The following is a 16727-nucleotide window of genomic DNA, read 5'->3' as shown; positions in this document are numbered from 1 at the left end:
CTCAGCATGAGGTTGTTGGTGGTGATCCAGATATCGAATGGCGCAGACCTCCCGGTCCGCGCCATTTTCGTTTGAGGGCGGATGCTTGTGAGGGGGTGCTGAGGTAGACTGCGAGCGTGAACGACGCGCCCCACATCCATCCGACGAAGCGGGAATCCGCGGCTTCCGGCGCGCCGACGCCGTTGTTCGGCAAGGCAGCCGACAGCTTCGTCCAGCAACTGCGCCTGGCGTCGCAGGCGCATCGTGCGGGGCGCCTCGACGAGGCGATCTCCTCCTACCTGCGGCTGCTGGCGGTTCGTCCCGATCACGCCGAGCTGCACAACAACCTCGGCGTCGCCCTGCGCCTCGCCGGCAAGCTCGAAGCCTCGGTGTCGCATCATCGCCTGTCGCTGGCGGCCGATCCCGGGAATCCGGCCCTGCATTCCAATCTCGGCAACGCGCTGCGCGCCGTGCATCGCCTCGACGAGGCGGTGAAGCATCACTACCGGTCGATTGCGCTCAGCCGCGATTACGCCGAGGGCTTCTTCAACCTGGCGCTCTGCCTGCGCGATCTCGGCCGGCTCGACGAAGCGATCGGTTGCTTCAGCCGGGCCCTGACGATCCATCCCGACAATCGGCGGGCGCGCGTCGAGTTCGCGATCACGCTCCTGATGCGCGGCGAGCTCGCGGTGGGTTTCGACGCCTACGAGATCCGCAAGCGCCTGCCCGAAACGCCGACGCCGGACTTCGTCCAGCCGGCCTGGGCGGGTGAGCCGGTGCAGGGCAAGCGCATCCTGCTCTATCCCGAACAGGGTTTGAGCGACGTGCTGCTGTTCGTGCGCTTCGCCCGCGAGCTGAAGCGGCGCGGCGCCACCGTCGTCGTGCTGTGTCAGGCCCTGCTGAAGGATCTTCTGCGCTCGGCCGACTACATCGACGAGGTCGTGGCCGAGGGCGAGAAGGTCCCCGAGTTCGACCTCCATGCTTCCCTGGTCTCGTTGCCGCATCTCTGCCGCGCCGATTTCGTGGCGCTTGCCGCCGAGCCACCCTATCTCAGAGCGCCCGAGGAAAGCCGCATCAAGCTCGGCCGGCTGGAGCGGGCGAAGTTGCGCATCGGCATCTACTGGGCGGCCATGCCGGGCCAGGCCCAGGATCACCAGCGGTCGGTGCCGTTCGAGCACTTCCTGGCGCTCTCGGGCGATCCGGAGCTGCTGTTCTTCAGCCTGCAGGGCGGCGTCCACCAGAAGGACATCCAGGCGTTCGGCGCCGGCGGCCTGGTGCACGATGTCGGCCGCGGCATCTTCGATTTCGCCGAGGCGGCAACCGCCCTGTCACAGCTCGACCTTCTCATCTCGATCGACGCGCCGGTGGCGCATCTCGCCGCGGCGATGGGCGTGAAGACCTGGGTGCTGCTGCCTTCCACCGCGGATTGGCGCTGGCAGCTCGGCGGCACCGCCGCGCCCTGGTATCCCTCGGCGCGTCACTTCCGGCAGATCGTCCCCGGCACCTGGCACGACGTCTTCACGGACCTGCGGCGCGAACTCGACGTGCTGAAGAAGTGCACCATCACTCCATCGTCGTCCTGAGCGAAGCTGCCCGAAGGGCGGCTTAGTCGAAGGACCTGTTTTCGCACCAACACGCTGTGCGCCGGAAAAGAGGTTCTTCGACTGCGTTCGCTTCGCTCACTCCGCTCAGAACGACGGGAGGTTTTGGGCGGTTACGTTGCGCAGCGCCTCGGCATCGTCGACGTCATCGAGCGTATCGGCCAGTGCGGTGGCGATGTGTCGTGGGAGGCCTGCCAGCGTGTCGGCGAGCACCGACGGCGTCGACCAGCGCACGTCGGCGAACAGTGAACGAGGCAGCGGCCGCACGCGCCGCGCCCCGACCAGCCAGAAGCCCCCATCGCGTGCCGGGCCGAAGACGAGATCGTGCCGACCCAGCAAGGCGAACGCCCGCGCGATGTGAGACGCGCGCAGGGCCGGGATGTCGCTGCCGACGAGGACCACCGGCCCAGGGGGCAGCGTTGCGAAGGGCAGCTTCATGCGCCGCCCGAGATCGCCCTGCCGTTGGGGCTTTCGCCGCGTGACGGGCACCAGATGCCAGGCGGGATGGCGGAGTGCGGTGTCGGGCGTCACCGACAGCCAGACCGTCCAACGCGGATCGCGCGTCATCCGCCGGATCTGCTCGCCGAGGATGCGGCGATAGAAGCGGGCGGCTTCCATCGTGCCGATCTCCGTGGCCAGACGGCGTTTCACGCGGCCGGCCTGAGGCGCGCGGGCGAAGATGACGAGATGGCGCTTCATCGGCCGTAGAGACGTCGCAGGGTCTGCGGCGGAACGCCGGCGAAGTAGAGCGTGAGGCAGGTCAGGTTTCGCAACGGACGCAGCAGCCAGCCGTCCCGCCGATAGCGGGCCGCCGAGGTGAGCGCGTCGGCGTCGAGAGGAACGAGATTGTCCCGGCCGATGCGGCGCACCAGGTCGACGTCTTCCATGAGCGGCAGCGGTCGGAAGCCGCCGAGGCGTTCATAGTGTGGACGAGACATCAGGAGGCCCTGATCGCCATAGGGAAGGCCGAAGCTGCGGCAGCGCCAGGCCGCGAGGCGTTCCACTCGTCGGGCGCCGGCTTCCTCCGAATCGAAGCGCAGCCGGAAGTAGCCGGCCTTGCCGGCGGTCGACCGGACGAAGCGGGCGATGACGTTGCCGGCGCCACTCTGCAGTCGCGTGTCGGCGTGCAGGAACAGGATCCAGGGCGCGCGACCGGCTGCGGCTCCGGTAGCGAGCGGGCCGCCCCGGCCCGCCGCTGCCGTCACCACCGCCACGCCCGCCCGTCGCGCAATCGCAACCGTGTCGTCGCGCGAGCCGCCGTCGCAGATCGTCGTCGGGAAAGCGAGATTGGGATGGGCGGGGCGTGCCGCCAAGGCAGAGCCGAGCGACGCGCCCGCGTTCAACGTCGGAATGACGATGTCGACCGCCGTCGTCACGCGCTGCAGGCGGCCCCGCCCAGGACGCAGAACCTGGCGCAGTGCGGATGGTTGAGCCGGACCTCGCCGACGCTTTCGGCCAGGGTCTCGCCCAGTTCGAACTGCGGATCGTAGGGCAGCAGGGTGCAGGCCACGACGGCAGGTCGCGGCGCGCCCTTGCGCTTCACCACCATGCGGGCCGACGCACACATCACGCTGTCCGGCGACTTCCTCAGGATGCCCCAGCAGGCCGTCGTGATCTCCGGCACGTCGACGGTCGGATCCATCTCGGGGAACAGGACCAGGGTCGCGGGATTTCCGGCGTCGATCGGCACGCCCAGCCGGGCGAACAGGCGAGCGTAGCCGGCGCGGACCTCGTCGTCGGTCTCGTTCGAGAAATGGCGGCCCGCCACATGCACGTCGAACCCCGCCTCGGCCAGCCAGACCAGCCCGTCGATGGTCGGCTTCCAGCTGCGAGGGCCGCGCTCCTCCTCGTGCAGCTCTCTCTCGTAGTGATCGACCGAAACGCGGATCGCGAGGTTGCCGCGGCCATGCCGGGCCAGCAGGTCGAGCAGCGCCGGCTTCATCTTGTGCATCGGCCTCATCGCGTTGGTCAGCACGATGGCCTTCAGGCCGCGTGACAGCACATCGTCCAGCATCGCGGGCAGGTCGGGATTCATGAAGGGCTCGCCGCCCGTGAAGCCGATCAGCTTCGTGCCGTGACCGTCGCGTTCGATCTCGTCGAGGTAGGAGGCGACCTCGGCGGCCGTGAGGTAGACGAGCCGGTCGTTGCGGGGCGAGGACTCGATGTAGCAGTTCCGGCAGGTGAGGTTGCACAGGGTGCCGGTGTTGACCCACAGCGTCTCGAGCGCCTTAAGGCCGACATGCGCGCGTGTCTCGCCCCGGGCGGTGATCGAGGCATCCTTGAATTTCGCGGGATCAAGCAGAACGGGCAGCATCCATGAACCCTGCGCAGACGTTGGCGGACCGACGCTAGCACAATTCGTGCAATGGAATGCCGGGTTCGGGTCGGTAACTCGATCACATGTGCGCGTCTCGACCGTTCGATGAAGCTTCGTTACGGTCCACCAACTTTCAAGGGGAATTGAATGCTCGACGACAAGGCGCTTGCCACGATCTTCCGCGACGCCCGCACGCACAATGGCTGGCTCGACAAGCCGGTGACCGACGAAAAACTCCACGAGATCTACGACCTCATGAAATGGGGCCCGACCTCGGCCAACTGCCAGCCCGCACGCATCGTCTTCGTGCGCACGAAGGAGGGCAAGGAGAGGCTCAAGCCGGCGCTGAGCGCGGGCAATACCGAGAAGACGATGACCGCGCCGGTGACGGCCATCCTCGCGTACGACCCGGAGTTCTTCGAGCACCTGCCGCGGATGTTTCCGCACGACCAGACCGCCATCCACTGGTTCAAGGGCAAGCCGTCGGCCGAACCGACCGCGTTCCGCAACGGCACCCTGCAGGGCGCCTACCTGATCGTCGCGGCCCGCGCGCTCGGCCTCGATTGCGGCGCCATGAGCGGCTTCGACAACGCCAAGGTCGATGCGGCCTTCTTCCCCGATGGCAAGTTCAGGACGAACTTCCTGTGCAACATCGGCTACGGCGATCACTCCAAGGTGTTTGCCCGCAGCCCGCGCTTCGCGTTCGACGAGGTCTGCACGCTCGCCTGAGCTAGAGACCGAGGGCGCGTCCCATCTGCTTCCAGGGCAGCGGCAGCAGCGAGATCAGCGCCGCCAGCCCGAAGCCCAGGATGACGGCGCCGGAGCCGCGGTTGAGCCACAGCAGGCCGGCGCCGGTGAAGCGGCCCCGGAGCGCCACGGCCGCCGTGCAGATGATCGTCCACCAGGCCAGGGCACCGCAGAAGACGGCGGCGACCAGCAGGGTGGCGTCGGGGAGGCTCGCGCCGACGCCGGCCAGGTTGCGGCCGGCGAAGGCGGCGCCGAAGGCCATCACGGTAAGAGGATTGAACACGGTGATGAAGAAGCTCGAACTGGCATAGTGGAAATGCGTCGAGAACTTGTGCTCGCGGTCGTCGGCGACCGGATCGCCGACGTTGCGCGGCCGGTGACGCATCGTGGTCCAGCCCATGATCACCAGCACGAGACCGCCGATGCCCAGCAGCCAGGCTTCGCGCTCGATCACGAACTGCTGCACGAAGGACAGGCCGAACGCCGCGACGGCACCGAAAACCGCATCGCCCAGCGCCGCGCCGATGCCGGTCATGTAGCCCGCCATGGCGCCGACGGTGATCGAGCGTCGCATGCAGAGGACGGCCGCCGGCCCGACCGGCACGGCGATGAGGAAGCCGATCGCCGCGCCTTCGATGGCGAGCGAGAGCGGACTGAAGACGAAGCCCGGCACGGTCATCGCGCGCCTACAGCTTCTCGGCCTTGAAGGCGCGCGGCGGCGCGACCAGCCGGTCCTGCGCCGCCACCAGCTGCAATTCGCGCTCGCCCATCGCCTGCGTGGCCTCCAGGACCGCGAAGATCGACGAGGCGGCCTTTCCCAGCGCGTCGGCGACATCGTCGCCGCCGATCCAGTGGGCGGTGAAGAGGGCGGCGACCGCATCGCCGGTGCCGTTCGGCGCGATCTCGAAGCCGATCATCGGCGTCGCGACCCGCCAGGCCGCGTCGGGCGTCACCGCCACCATCTCGATCGTGTCGGCCGAGGCATCGGCGCGGCGCAGGCTGGTGATGAGCGCGAGTCGCGGCCCCCGTGGCTCTCCCCGGAGCAGGGTGCGTGCGGCCGACAGCGCCTCGCTCATGGTCGAGACGGTCCGGCCGGTCAGGTGTTCGAGCTCGAAATGGTTGGGCGTCACCAGATCGGCGGCCGGGATCGCGCGGTCGCGGAAGAAGGCGTCGATACCCGGCTTGACGTAGATTCCGGTGTCGATGTCGCCCAGCACCGGATCGCAGCACCAGACGGCGCGCGGGTTGGCCGCCCGCACGCGGCGTGCGGTATCCAGAACGACATCGGCCAGCGCCGCGTCGCCCACATAGCCGGTCAGCAGCCCATCGCAGCGCGAGAACTGGCCCAGCGCCTCGATGCCCTGCACGATCTCGGCGACCTGCTCCGCCGAGGCCGCACGGCCACGCCAGGCGCCATAGCCCGTGTGATTCGAGAACTCGACCGTGTTCACCGCCCAGACTTCGTGGCCCAATCGTTGCAGAGGAAAGGTTGCCGCACGATTGCCGACGTAGCCGTAGGCGACATGGCTCTGGAGGGACAGGAAGCGCATGGCCGGCGCCACCTTGCCACAAGGAAGGCCGTCATTATAGTCCGCCGCGTTTTCGGGGAGGCCCAGTGATGTCGAAGTCCGTCCGTCCGCGCCGCAGTGTGCTCTATATGCCCGGCGCCAATACGCGAGCGCTGGAAAAGGCACGCACCCTGCCGGCCGATGCGCTGATCTTCGACCTCGAGGACGCCGTGGCGCCCGATGCCAAGGAGGCGGCGAGGGCCAATGTGGTCGCCGCGGCGCAGAGCAAGGGCTATGGCAAGCGCGAGATCGCGATCCGCTGCAACGGGCTCGGGACGCCCTGGGGCGCGGCCGACATCACCGCGATCGCCAGGTCCGGCGCCGACGCGGTTCTGGTGCCGAAGGTCGAGAGCGCGGCCGAGGTGGCCAGCGTCATCGGCCTGCTCGACGCCGCCGGTGCGCCTCCGTCGATGGCGGTATGGGCGATGATGGAGACGCCCAAGGGCATCCTGCGCGCCGAGGAGGTGGCGGGCTCGCATCCGCGGCTCACGCTCTTCGTCATGGGCACCAACGATCTGGTGAAGGACATGCGCGCGCGCCACACGCCGATGCGCCTGCCGATGATCACGGCGCTGGGGCTCGGCATGCTCGCCGCCCGCGCCCACGGCCTCACCATCCTCGATGGCGTCTATAACGACATCCAGGATGCCGAAGGCTTCCGCGCCGTCTGCCAGCAGGGGCTGGAGATGGGCTTCGACGGCAAGACGCTGATCCATCCGAGCCAGGTCGAGCCGTGCAACGAGGTCTTCGCACCGTCGGCTGCCGAGCTGGAGATGGCGGGCAAGATCGTGTCGGCCTTCAAGGCGGCCCAGGCCGAAGGCAAGGGCGTCGTCACCGTCGATGGACGCATGATCGAGAACCTTCACGTCGAGCAGGCCGAGCGCGCGCTGGCGCTCGCCACCGCGATCAAGGAGCTGCAGGCCGCCGCATGAGCCCCAGGAGCATGAGCAAGACCAGCAACGGCAATTTCTTCGAGGATTTCCGGGTCGGGCAGGAGTTCCACCATGCCACGCCGCGGACGCTGACCGAGGCCGATGCGGCGCTGAACATCGCGCTGTACGGCTCGCGCTTCGCCATCAATTCGTCGGACGTGTTCGCCCGGGCGATCGGCCTGCCGCGCGCGCCGCTCGACGATCTGCTGGTCTTCCATGTCGTGATCGGCAAGACGGTGCCGGACATCTCGCTGAACGCCGTGGCCAATCTCGGCTACGCCGAATTCCGCTGGGGCGTGCCGGTCTATCCGGGCGACACGCTGTCGGCGAAGTCGACCGTGCTGGGCCTGCGCGAGAATTCCAACAAGGCGAGCGGCGTCGTCTGGGTGCGCTCGACTGGCCTGAACCAGAAAGGCGAGATGGTCCTCGACTATGTGCGCTGGGTGATGGTGCACAAGCGCGACCCGCAGGCGCCGGTGCAGGCCCCCACCGTGCCGAAGACGGCGCCGTCGGTGAAGCCCGAGGATCTCATCGTGCCGGAGGGCCTGTCGCTCGCCGGCTACGACGATGGCGCCGCCGGTTCCTCCCATCGTTGGGAGGATTACGTGCCGGGCGAGCGCATCGACCATGTGAGCGGCATCACGCTCGAGGATTCCGACCACATGTTCTCGACGCGCCTCTACCAGAACACCGCGCGTGTGCATTTCGACGCCTTCGCCGGCAAGGACACGCGCTTCGGCCGCCGTCTCGCCTATGGCGGCCACGTGATCTCGCTGATGCGGGCGCTGTCGTTCAACGGGCTGGCCAACGGCGTCCGGGTCGCCGCCTTCAACGCGGGCAGCCACGTCGGCCCGACCTTTGGCGGCGACACCATCTATGCCTGGTCCGAGGTGCTCGAGACGGCGGCGCTGCCGGGTCGGAACGATGTCGGTGCGTTGCGAGTGAGAAGCATTGCTGCAAAGGATTGCCCCTGCGGTTCGTGGCCGGGGAAAGATACGGCCGGCAAGTACCATCCCGCCGTCGTGCTCGATCTCGACTACTGGCTGCTCATGCCGAGACGCGTTGCCTAGAATCGCCGCTCGGCAGGCGGATTTTCGCTTGCAAATCCGGGGCTTAACAAGCGTGCGACGCCGACATTCGTTGACTTGATGCGGCTGCGCGCTAAAAACAGCGCCAGCCGATATTCGGCACTAGAGGTCATCTCGGATGAGCGTCGCCAACCGGCCGGTGCATCGGCCGCTTTCCCCGCATCTGCAGGTCTATCGCCCGCAGCTCACCTCCACACTCTCGATCCTGCATCGCGCGACGGGCATCGCCCTGTCGCTGGGCGTGCTCTACCTCACGGTCTGGGTCGTGTGCGCTGCCGGGAGCTACGAGACCTATGCGAGGTTCCAGGCCTTCAACAGTTCGATCGTCGGCCGCCTGGTGCTCGGCGGCTGGCTGTTCTGCATGTTCTACCACCTGTTCAACGGCATCCGGCATCTCTTCTGGGACATGGGATACGGCTTCGAGATCAAGGACGCCTACCGCAGCGGCTGGATCGTGGTGGCGGTTTCCCTCGTGGCGACGGCGATCTCGTGGATCGTCGGCCTGCGGCTGATCTGAGGAGCCTCCCATGAACAGCGATCTTAGAAGCCCTCTCAACCGTGCGCGCGGTCTCGGCTCGGCCAAGAGCGGCGTGCATCATTTCTGGATGCAGCGCCTCACGGCGGTCGCCCTGATCCCGCTCGTGATCTGGTTCGCCGTCTCGCTCGTAATGCTGAGCGGTGCCGACTATGGAATGGCCCGCTCATGGCTCAGTTCGCCGTTCGTCATGGTGCTGCTGATCCTCACCATCTGCATCGGCCTGTATCACGGCCAACTCGGCATGCAGGTCGTGATCGAGGATTACGTACACAATGAGGGCGTGAAGCTGGCGCTGATCGTGGCGATCAAGTTCATCGCGGTATTCTTCGGGCTGGCCGCCACCGTGGCCAGCATGCGTATCGGATTCGGAGGCTAAGTCATGGCCGAGGCGAGCAGCGGCAAGAGCAACCCACCCGTCGCGGGAATCGTCAACATCGGCAACACCGCCTACAAGGTGATCGATCACGAGTATGACGTGGTCATCGTCGGTGCCGGCGGTGCGGGTCTTCGCGCGACCTTCGGCATGGCCAACAAGGGCTTCAAGACGGCCTGCATCACCAAGGTGTTCCCGACCCGCAGCCACACCGTGGCGGCGCAGGGCGGCATCTCGGCGGCGCTGGGCAACATGGGCCCGGACGACTGGCGCTGGCACATGTACGACACGGTCAAGGGCTCCGACTGGCTCGGCGACCAGGACGCGATCGAATACATGTGCCGCGACGGCATCGGCGCGATCATCGAGCTTGAACACTATGGCGTGCCGTTCAGCCGCACGCCCGAGGGCAAGATCTACCAGCGCCCGTTCGGCGGCATGACGACCGAATACGGCAAGGGTATCGCCCAGCGCACCTGCGCCGCGGCCGACCGTACCGGTCACGCGATCCTGCACACGCTCTACCAGCAGTCGCTGCGTAACCACGCCGAGTTCTTCATCGAGTATTTCGCCCTCGACCTGATCATGGACGAGGGCGTCTGCCGCGGCGTCATGGCCTGGAACCTCGACGACGGCACGATCCATCGCTTCCGCGCCCACAAGGTGGTGCTGGCGACCGGCGGCTACGGCCGCGTCTACCAGACGGCGACCTCGGCCCACACCTGCACCGGTGACGGCGGCGCCATGGCGCTGCGCGCCGGCCTGCCGCTGCAGGATCTCGAGTTCGTTCAGTTCCATCCGACCGGCGTGTTCGGCGCGGGCTGCCTGATCACCGAGGGCGTTCGCGGCGAAGGCGGCTACGTCACCAACTCGAGCGGCGAGCGCTTCATGGAGCGCTACGCGCCGTCGGCCAAGGACCTCGCCTCGCGCGACGTCGTCAGCCGTTCGATGACCGTCGAGATCCGCGAAGGCCGCGGCTGCGGTCCCAACAAGGATTACATCGAACTGCACGTCGAGCATCTCGATCCGAAGATCATCCACGAGCGCCTGCCGGGCATCGCCGAGACCGCGCGCATCTTCGCAGGCGTCGACGTGACCCGCCAGCCGATCCCGATCCTGCCGACCTGCCACTACAACATGGGCGGAATCCCGGCGAACTATCACTGCGAAGTGATGACCGTGAAGGACGGCAATCCCAACACCGTCGTTCCCGGCCTGATGGCGCTGGGCGAGGCGGCGTCGGTCGGCGTCCATGGCGCCAACCGCCTGGGCTCCAACTCGCTGCTCGAACTGGTCGTGTTCGGCCGCTCCGCCGCCAACCGCGTGGCAGAGCTGCTGACGCCGGGCCAGCCGCACAAGGACATGCCGCGCGCCGGCGAGGAGGCGATCGCCCGCCTCGACAAGGCCCGGCACTCGAACGGCGGCACGCCGACTTCCCAGCTGCGCGCCCAGATGCAGAAGACCATGCAGAACGACTGCGCGGTGTTCCGCACGACCAAGACCCTCGACGAGGGCTGCGTGAACATGGACAAGGTGTTCGCCGGCAAGGACGACGTCCGCGTCAAGGACCGCTCGATGATCTGGAATTCCGATCTCATGGAGACCCTGGAGTTCGAGAACCTGATCCTCCAGGCGCAGGGCACGATCCGCTCGGCCGCCAACCGCAAGGAAAGCCGTGGTGCCCATGCGCACGAGGACTTCCCGGACCGCAACGACAAGGACTGGCTGAAGCACACGGTCGTCTGGGTTGACGAGAAGACCGGCAAGACCCGCATCGACTACCGTCCGGTCAACCTGCAGCCGATGAGCAACGACGTTCAGTCGTTCCCGCCAAAAGCCCGCGTGTACTAACCGCCCGCGTGTACTGAGTTCGAGAGGACGACATGGCCGAGTTCACTCTTCCCGCCAATTCCAAGGTCGGCGTCGGCCAGACCTACGCCGCTCCGGCGGGCGCCAAGAACATCCGGAAGTTCAAGGTCTATCGCTGGACTCCGGAAGACGGGAAGAACCCGTCGGTCGACACCTATGAAGTCGACATGGACACCTGCGGGCCGATGGTTCTCGACGCGCTGATCAAGATCAAGAACGAGATGGACAGCTCGCTCACCTTCCGGCGCTCCTGCCGCGAGGGCGTGTGCGGCTCCTGCGCGATGAACATCGACGGCACCAATACGCTCGCCTGCACCAAGTTCATCGACGAGGTGAAGGGCGACATCAAGATCTACCCGCTGCCGCACATGCCGGTGGTGCGCGACCTGGTGCCCGACCTCAACGTGCCCTACGCCCAGCTGACCTCGATCGAGCCGTGGCTGAAGTCGACCACCCAGCCGCCGACGCGCGAGCGCCTGCAGTCGCCGGAGGAGCGCGCCAAGCTCGACGGGCTGTGGGAATGCATCCTGTGCTTCTGCTGCTCGACCTCGTGCCCCAGCTACTGGTGGAACGGCGATCGCTATCTCGGCCCGGCCATCCTGCTGCAGGCCTATCGCTGGATTGCCGACAGCCGCGACGAAGCCAAGGGCGAGCGCCTCGACAATCTCGAGGACCCGTTCCGGCTCTATCGCTGCCACACGATCATGAACTGCACCAAGACCTGCCCCAAGAGCCTCAATCCGGCCAAGGCGATCGCCGAAATCAAGAAGCTGATGGTCGAACGCACGATCTAGGCGGCGCGTCTTTTGCTACGCTGGAGCCACCGGGACAAACAGGGGGCTTCAGCAATGTCATTCAAATCCATCACGGCAATGGCCGCGCTCGCCGGCGCGGCGGCGCTTGTCGCAGGACCGGCGTCGGCCGGCCAGACCTTCGACGCCATCAAGGCCAAGGGCTTCGTCCAGTGCGCGGTGAACACCGGACTGGCGGGCTTCTCCTTCGCCGACAGCCAGGGCAAGTGGACCGGCCTCGACGTCGATCTCTGCAAGGCCATCGCCGCGGCGATGTTCGGGGACGCCGAGAAGGTCAAGTTCACGCCGACCACCGCCCAGCAGCGCTTCGTCGCCCTGCAGTCGGGCGAGGTCGACGTCATCACCCGCAACGCGACGCAGACGCTGCTGCGCGACACCTCGCTCGGCTTCAACATCGCGGGCGTCAATTTCTATGATGGCCAGGGCTTCATCGTTCCGGCCAAGAGCAACATCAAGAGCTCCAGGGAGCTGAACGGCGCCACGATCTGCGTGCAGCCGGGCACCACCACCGAGCTCAACCTCGCGGATTACTTCCGCAAGAACAAGATGACCTTCAAGCCGGTGCTGATCGAGAAGCTCGACGAGCTGCTGCAGGCCTATGCTTCCGGCCGTTGCGACACCTACACGACCGACGCCTCGGGCCTCGCCGCGGTGCGTGCCGGCCAGCTCGCCGGCAAGGGCGAGCATGTCATCCTGCCCGAGCGCATTTCCAAGGAGCCGCTCGGCCCGATCGTCCGCCACGGCGACGACCAGTGGTTCGACCTGGTGAAGTGGACGCTGATGGGCATGATCGAGGCCGAAGAGATGGGTATCACGTCCAAGAACGTCGACGAGATGCTGAAGAGCGACGATCCCGCAGTGAAGCGCTTCCTGGGAGTCACGCCGGGCTACGGCAAGGCCACCGGCGTCGACGAGAAGTGGATGTACAACGTCATCAAGCAGGTCGGGAACTACGGCGAGAGCTACGACCGCCACGTCGGCCCGGCCACGCCGCTCAAGCTCGAACGCGGCCAGAACGCGCTGTGGACCAACGGCGGCCTGATGTACGCGATTCCGTTCCGCTGAGATTCTCTCGATAGGAAAGACACACCCAAGCTTTCCAACAATTACCTCACCCTGAGGAGCGCTCCATCGGAGCGCGTCTCGAAGGGTGGGCACGAGCACCACGTCTGTTGCCCATCCTTCGAGACGCCGTGCTGCGCACGGCTCCTCAGGATGAGGAGGAGTCGAGAACTCTACGGCGTGAGATCGAACCGCATCTTCTTGATGCGGCCGGTCGAGACCTCGAGTGCGACGATCCGGCCGTCGCTGTCGCGGACCAGATGGGCGAGCTGGGTGGCCTTGATCCAGCTGCCCGGCGATTCCACCTCCAATGTGTCGGCATCGAGGCCGCGCACGATCCACGGCGCACCGCCCGAGATCAACGGTCCGCCGACTTCCATCTGCCAGTCCTTGCCGTCGCGGGCGATGCGCCACACGGCGGCGCAGTCGGACGAGACGTAGGTGCCGGCGAGGTCGGCCGGCACGGCCGCGCGCTTGCCCACTTTGTTGAACGTCAGGACACGTCCCGCGCCGAGATCGACCTTCAGCGTGCCCTTGGGACCGGGCTTCAGGGCGAACTCATAGGAGCCGCGCTCGGCCGCCAGCCAGCTGCCGGCGCGGCGGCCCAGCGCGAAGGGCAGGCCGTTCTGCGTCACGGTGGCTTCACCGTTGTGCCACGCCAGATCGAAGAGGGATGGCTCACCGGCATTGAACCAGGTCCCGGCGAGCGGCTTGATCTCGGCCGCCGTGATCGGGGCCAGCGCCGGTTTCATCCGCCTGTCGCCCTCGAGGGCGAGCGCAGCGATCGTGCGGGCGCGTCGCCACGGATCGATGCTGCCCAGGTTCGCGATCACCACGACCGTGAGACCGGCCTTGGGCACGCGCAGGAATTCCGTGCGGAAGCCCGGCCACAGGCCGCCATGGCCGACCGTCTGCAGGCCGCGCAACTCCTCGACGGCGACGCCGCGCCGGTAGTTGTTGGCGTGGCCGCCGGTGAGGCCGGCGATGGCGGTGAGCTGCGCCGGGATCGTCTTGCCCAGGAAGGGCTTGTCGAAGTGCTGGCTCCAGATCAGCAGGTCCTCGACGGTCGAGGTGAGCCCGCCTTCGCCGCCCTGCGGATAGGCGTGCGCGGCGCGGCGGAAGCCCTGCTCGCGGTCGCCGAGATAGCCGGTGGCGAGGTGCGGAATCACCGCGTCGATCTCGGCGACCAGTGAGGTGTGCGCCATGCCGAGCGGCTTGAAGATGCGTTCGGCCAGCACCTCGCCCAGCTTCTTCTTGGTCAGCTTCTCGACGATCAGGCCCAGCAGCAGGAAGTTGGTGTTGCTGTAGAGGAAGCGGCTGCCCGGCGCGAAGTTGAGGTGCCGGTTGCGCGTGCAGGCGTCGAACAGATCCTCGGGCCGCGCCGGCTTGTCCAGTCCATGGCCGCCCAGCCGCAGCAGCTCGAGGAAGTCGGGCAGGCCGCTCGAATTGCGCATCATCTGGTCGATCGTCACCGGCAGCGGCGGCAGCTCGGGCAGATACTTGTGCGGCGGATCGGAAAGCTTGAGTTTGCCCTCGGCCGCCAGCATCAGGGCGGCGGTCACCGTGAACTGCTTGCTCACGGAGGCTATGCGAAAGCGCGTGTCGGCACGGATCGGGACGCCGAGTTCGATGCTGGCCAGGCCGAAGCCCTTGCAGAACTCGATCTCGCCATCGCGCATCACGCCGACGACGGCGCCCGGCGAACCGGGCTTGGTGTAAGGGGCAAACAACGCGTTGACGCGCCGCTCGAAGACGGTGGACTCGATGGCTTTCGACATGCAGGCCAGTCAATCGAAGCGGCTCGCCCTTGTAAAGGCGAGCCGTTAGGCTCGCGCGAAATGCGGAGGGAACGCGCACGATGGACCGTCAGTTCGTGAAGATCGAGAAGGGGCTGGGGCCGCAGGGGCGTATCGCCGTCGTGCGATTCGACCGCGGCGACAACATCAATGCGCTGAGCCAGCAGGCTATGCGCGAGCTGCGCGACGTGCCGCGCGAATTCGAGGACGATCTCGAAACCTCGGTCGTGATCCTGACCGGTTCGGCGAAAGCGTTCTCGGCCGGCTTCGACCTCAAGGACGGCGACGGTCGGGCCCGCGACGGGCTGCCGATCGGCGAGCGCATCCATCGCCAGCGGCTGGGGCCGAAGATGTGCAAGGCGTGGCAGGACATGGACCAGGTGACGATTGCCGCGATCGAGGGCCATTGCATCGGCGGCGGCGCGGCGCTCGTCGTGTCGCTCGACTTCCGCACCTGCGGCCGCTCGGCGCATTTCCGCATTCCCGAGATCGAACTCGGCATGAACATGAGCTGGGGCTCGATCCCGCGCATGCTGGCGCTGATGGGCCCGGCGCGCACCAAGCAGGCGGTGATCCTGGCGTCGGACCGCATCGGCGCGGCGGACGCGCTGGACTGGGGCCTCGTCGAGACCGTCGTGGAGGACGGCCAAGCGCTCGCTGCGTCGATGGCATTCGCCGAGCGCATCGCCCGCCAGCCGCCCATTCCGGTGCGCATGACCAAGACCACGGTCAACAGACTCGCCCATGCGCTCGACGATCTCGGCAGCCACATGGATGCCGACCAGAACGTGCTGACGGGTCTTACCGAGGACTACAAGGAAGGCACCGCGGCGTTCCGCGAGAAGCGCAAGCCGTCGTTCAAGGGGCGCTAGCCATTTCTTGTCGTCCTGAGCGCAGCGAAGGACCTAACCTCACGACCAAAGTACTGCGTGGCTGGCGTTAGATCCTTCGCTGCGCTCCAGGGCGGGGATTACCCCGCCCGCGATGACAAGGATTCGGAAGACGTCAGAGCTTTCGCGTCGGCAACTGATCGACGATGGCCTGACGCGCCGGGTCGTCGAGCATGGCCCAGCGGCCGATCTCGTCGATCGTGCGCCGGCAGCCGAGGCACAAGCCGCTCTTCTGGTCGAGCTTGCAGATGCCGATGCAGGGCGACATCACGCGACGGACCGCGGATGTTGGCGACGACGTCATGGTGCCGTCAGGGTTTCTTGCCGAGTTCCGCGAGCTGGCTCTGCAACTCGTCGAGCTTGCGCTTCAGGTCGTCGATGGCCGCGTCGCCTGAGGGCGCCAAAGTCTCGGCAGGCTTGGCCGGTTCGTGGCCGTTGGCGGCCGCCGGCGGGGAGGCCTGCTCACCGGGGGGCGTGCTGCCGGGGGCGGTGCCGAACGGGTTGAACATCCGCATGGCGTTCTCGAACATCGCCATGTTCTGCTTGCCCATCGACTCGAACTGCTGGAACGGATTGAAGCCGAAGGCGTTCTGCATGTAGCGCCGCATCTGATCCTGGTTGCGGGCGAACTGCGTCATCGACATTTCGAGATATTGCGGCACCACGCCCTGCAGGCTGTCGCCGTAGAAGGAGATCAGCTGGCGCAGGAACGGGATCGGCAGCAGCGTCTGGCCGCCCTTGCTCTCTTCCTCGAAGATGATCTGCGTCAGCACCGAACGCGTGATCTCGTCGCCGGTCTTGGCGTCGTAGACCACGAAGTCGGTCTTGTCCTTCACCATCTGGGACAGATGATCCAGCGTCACATAGGCCGAGGTCGCGGTATTGTAGAGCCGTCTGTTCGCGTACTTCTTGATCACCACCGGCGCCGCTTTCGGTCCGCCTTCGGGTACTGCCTGGTCGGCCATTACGCTTCGCTCCTCTAGTTCCCGCGCGCGGTGAACGCTCGTTTACTCAGGGGCGGCCACCTTAGCGCCGATGCCGCAGTGCGACAAGGCAACCTTCGCCGATGGAAGCAGCGTTGGCGCGACGATGCGTTATACTGGCGACATGGTCTCCGGAAACGACGACAAGACGGCCGGTACAACCGAGTCCGGC

At 66.8% G+C, this 16727-nt stretch carries 18 protein-coding genes; 10 read left to right on the top strand and 8 right to left on the bottom strand.

Going from position 1 to position 16727, the window contains the following annotated elements; genetic code table 11:
- Positions 1-116 precede the first annotated feature (116 nt).
- On the top strand, positions 117-1562 hold the full coding sequence (locus tag Q7V45_RS25790; RefSeq protein ID WP_304857232.1) for a tetratricopeptide repeat-containing glycosyltransferase family protein: 1446 nt from the start codon (positions 117-119) through the stop codon (positions 1560-1562).
- 105 nt (positions 1563-1667) lie between these two features.
- Here Q7V45_RS25790 and Q7V45_RS25785 read toward each other — a convergent pair whose 3' ends face one another.
- From Q7V45_RS25785 to Q7V45_RS25775, 3 genes are read right to left on the bottom strand one after another with little or no spacing between them, the layout of a single operon-like run.
- Entirely contained in the window at positions 1668-2279 is a 612-nt protein-coding gene (locus Q7V45_RS25785; protein ID WP_304857230.1) for a TIGR04282 family arsenosugar biosynthesis glycosyltransferase, read from the bottom strand.
- Entirely contained in the window at positions 2276-2956 is a 681-nt protein-coding gene (locus Q7V45_RS25780; protein ID WP_304857228.1) for a TIGR04283 family arsenosugar biosynthesis glycosyltransferase, read from the bottom strand. Before Q7V45_RS25780 ends, Q7V45_RS25785 begins: the two co-directional genes overlap by 4 nt.
- Entirely contained in the window at positions 2953-3894 is a 942-nt protein-coding gene (locus Q7V45_RS25775) for a radical SAM protein (RefSeq protein ID WP_304857226.1), read from the bottom strand. Before Q7V45_RS25775 ends, Q7V45_RS25780 begins: the two co-directional genes overlap by 4 nt.
- A gap of 150 nt (positions 3895-4044) precedes the next feature.
- On the opposite strand from Q7V45_RS25775, the gene Q7V45_RS25770 reads away from it, so the two are divergent.
- The gene (locus tag Q7V45_RS25770; RefSeq protein ID WP_304857224.1) at positions 4045-4626 is read left to right on the top strand and encodes a malonic semialdehyde reductase; all 582 of its coding nucleotides are present in this window, start codon (positions 4045-4047) and stop codon (positions 4624-4626) included.
- Between the two features lies 1 nt (position 4627).
- On the opposite strand, the gene Q7V45_RS25765 is transcribed toward Q7V45_RS25770, so the two are convergent.
- Together Q7V45_RS25765 and pdxY are read right to left on the bottom strand one after the other, a co-directional pair.
- Positions 4628-5323 carry a LysE family translocator gene (locus tag Q7V45_RS25765; RefSeq protein ID WP_304857222.1) on the bottom strand — a complete coding sequence of 232 codons (696 nt, stop codon included), beginning with the start codon at positions 5321-5323 and terminating at the stop codon, positions 4628-4630.
- Between the two features lie 7 nt (positions 5324-5330).
- Positions 5331-6194: a pyridoxal kinase PdxY gene (pdxY, locus tag Q7V45_RS25760; RefSeq protein ID WP_304857220.1), complete on the bottom strand. Its 864-nt coding sequence runs from the start codon at positions 6192-6194 to the stop codon at positions 5331-5333.
- Between the two features lie 68 nt (positions 6195-6262).
- Between pdxY and Q7V45_RS25755 the strand changes: the two genes are divergently transcribed.
- From Q7V45_RS25755 to Q7V45_RS25725, 7 genes are all read left to right on the top strand, one after another.
- Positions 6263-7144: a CoA ester lyase gene (locus Q7V45_RS25755; protein ID WP_304857218.1), complete on the top strand. Its 882-nt coding sequence runs from the start codon at positions 6263-6265 to the stop codon at positions 7142-7144.
- A gap of 11 nt (positions 7145-7155) precedes the next feature.
- Positions 7156-8214 carry a MaoC family dehydratase gene (locus tag Q7V45_RS25750; RefSeq protein WP_304857217.1) on the top strand — a complete coding sequence of 353 codons (1059 nt, stop codon included), beginning with the start codon at positions 7156-7158 and terminating at the stop codon, positions 8212-8214.
- A gap of 136 nt (positions 8215-8350) precedes the next feature.
- Complete coding sequence (sdhC, locus tag Q7V45_RS25745) at positions 8351-8749, top strand: succinate dehydrogenase, cytochrome b556 subunit (RefSeq protein WP_304857215.1); 399 nt, start codon at positions 8351-8353, stop codon at positions 8747-8749.
- 10 nt (positions 8750-8759) lie between these two features.
- Entirely contained in the window at positions 8760-9146 is a 387-nt protein-coding gene (sdhD, locus tag Q7V45_RS25740; RefSeq protein WP_304857213.1) for a succinate dehydrogenase, hydrophobic membrane anchor protein, read from the top strand.
- A gap of 3 nt (positions 9147-9149) precedes the next feature.
- Positions 9150-10994: a succinate dehydrogenase flavoprotein subunit gene (gene sdhA / locus Q7V45_RS25735; protein ID WP_304857212.1), complete on the top strand. Its 1845-nt coding sequence runs from the start codon at positions 9150-9152 to the stop codon at positions 10992-10994.
- A 32-nt stretch (positions 10995-11026) separates the two neighbouring features.
- Entirely contained in the window at positions 11027-11806 is a 780-nt protein-coding gene (locus tag Q7V45_RS25730; protein WP_304857210.1) for a succinate dehydrogenase iron-sulfur subunit, read from the top strand.
- A 54-nt stretch (positions 11807-11860) separates the two neighbouring features.
- Positions 11861-12889 carry an amino acid ABC transporter substrate-binding protein gene (locus Q7V45_RS25725; protein ID WP_304857208.1) on the top strand — a complete coding sequence of 343 codons (1029 nt, stop codon included), beginning with the start codon at positions 11861-11863 and terminating at the stop codon, positions 12887-12889.
- A 170-nt stretch (positions 12890-13059) separates the two neighbouring features.
- Here the strand turns inward: Q7V45_RS25725 and Q7V45_RS25720 are convergent, their stop codons facing one another.
- A complete protein-coding gene (locus tag Q7V45_RS25720; protein ID WP_304857206.1) occupies positions 13060-14664 on the bottom strand; it encodes a serine hydrolase in 1605 nt (534 codons plus the stop codon).
- An 80-nt stretch (positions 14665-14744) separates the two neighbouring features.
- On the opposite strand from Q7V45_RS25720, the gene Q7V45_RS25715 reads away from it, so the two are divergent.
- Complete coding sequence (locus Q7V45_RS25715) at positions 14745-15554, top strand: enoyl-CoA hydratase/isomerase family protein (protein WP_304857204.1); 810 nt, start codon at positions 14745-14747, stop codon at positions 15552-15554.
- 133 nt (positions 15555-15687) lie between these two features.
- Here Q7V45_RS25715 and Q7V45_RS25710 read toward each other — a convergent pair whose 3' ends face one another.
- On the bottom strand, positions 15688-15876 hold the full coding sequence (locus Q7V45_RS25710; protein ID WP_304857203.1) for a DUF1289 domain-containing protein: 189 nt from the start codon (positions 15874-15876) through the stop codon (positions 15688-15690).
- 7 nt (positions 15877-15883) lie between these two features.
- Entirely contained in the window at positions 15884-16537 is a 654-nt protein-coding gene (gene phaR / locus Q7V45_RS25705; RefSeq protein ID WP_304857202.1) for a polyhydroxyalkanoate synthesis repressor PhaR, read from the bottom strand.
- Positions 16538-16727: the final 190 nt, after the last annotated feature.

Source organism: Reyranella sp., assembly GCF_030651995.1.
Classification (GTDB): domain Bacteria; phylum Pseudomonadota; class Alphaproteobacteria; order Reyranellales; family Reyranellaceae; genus Reyranella.
The sequence above is the reverse complement of the archived record's forward strand: the minus strand, read 5'-3'. Positions and strand labels throughout refer to the sequence as shown.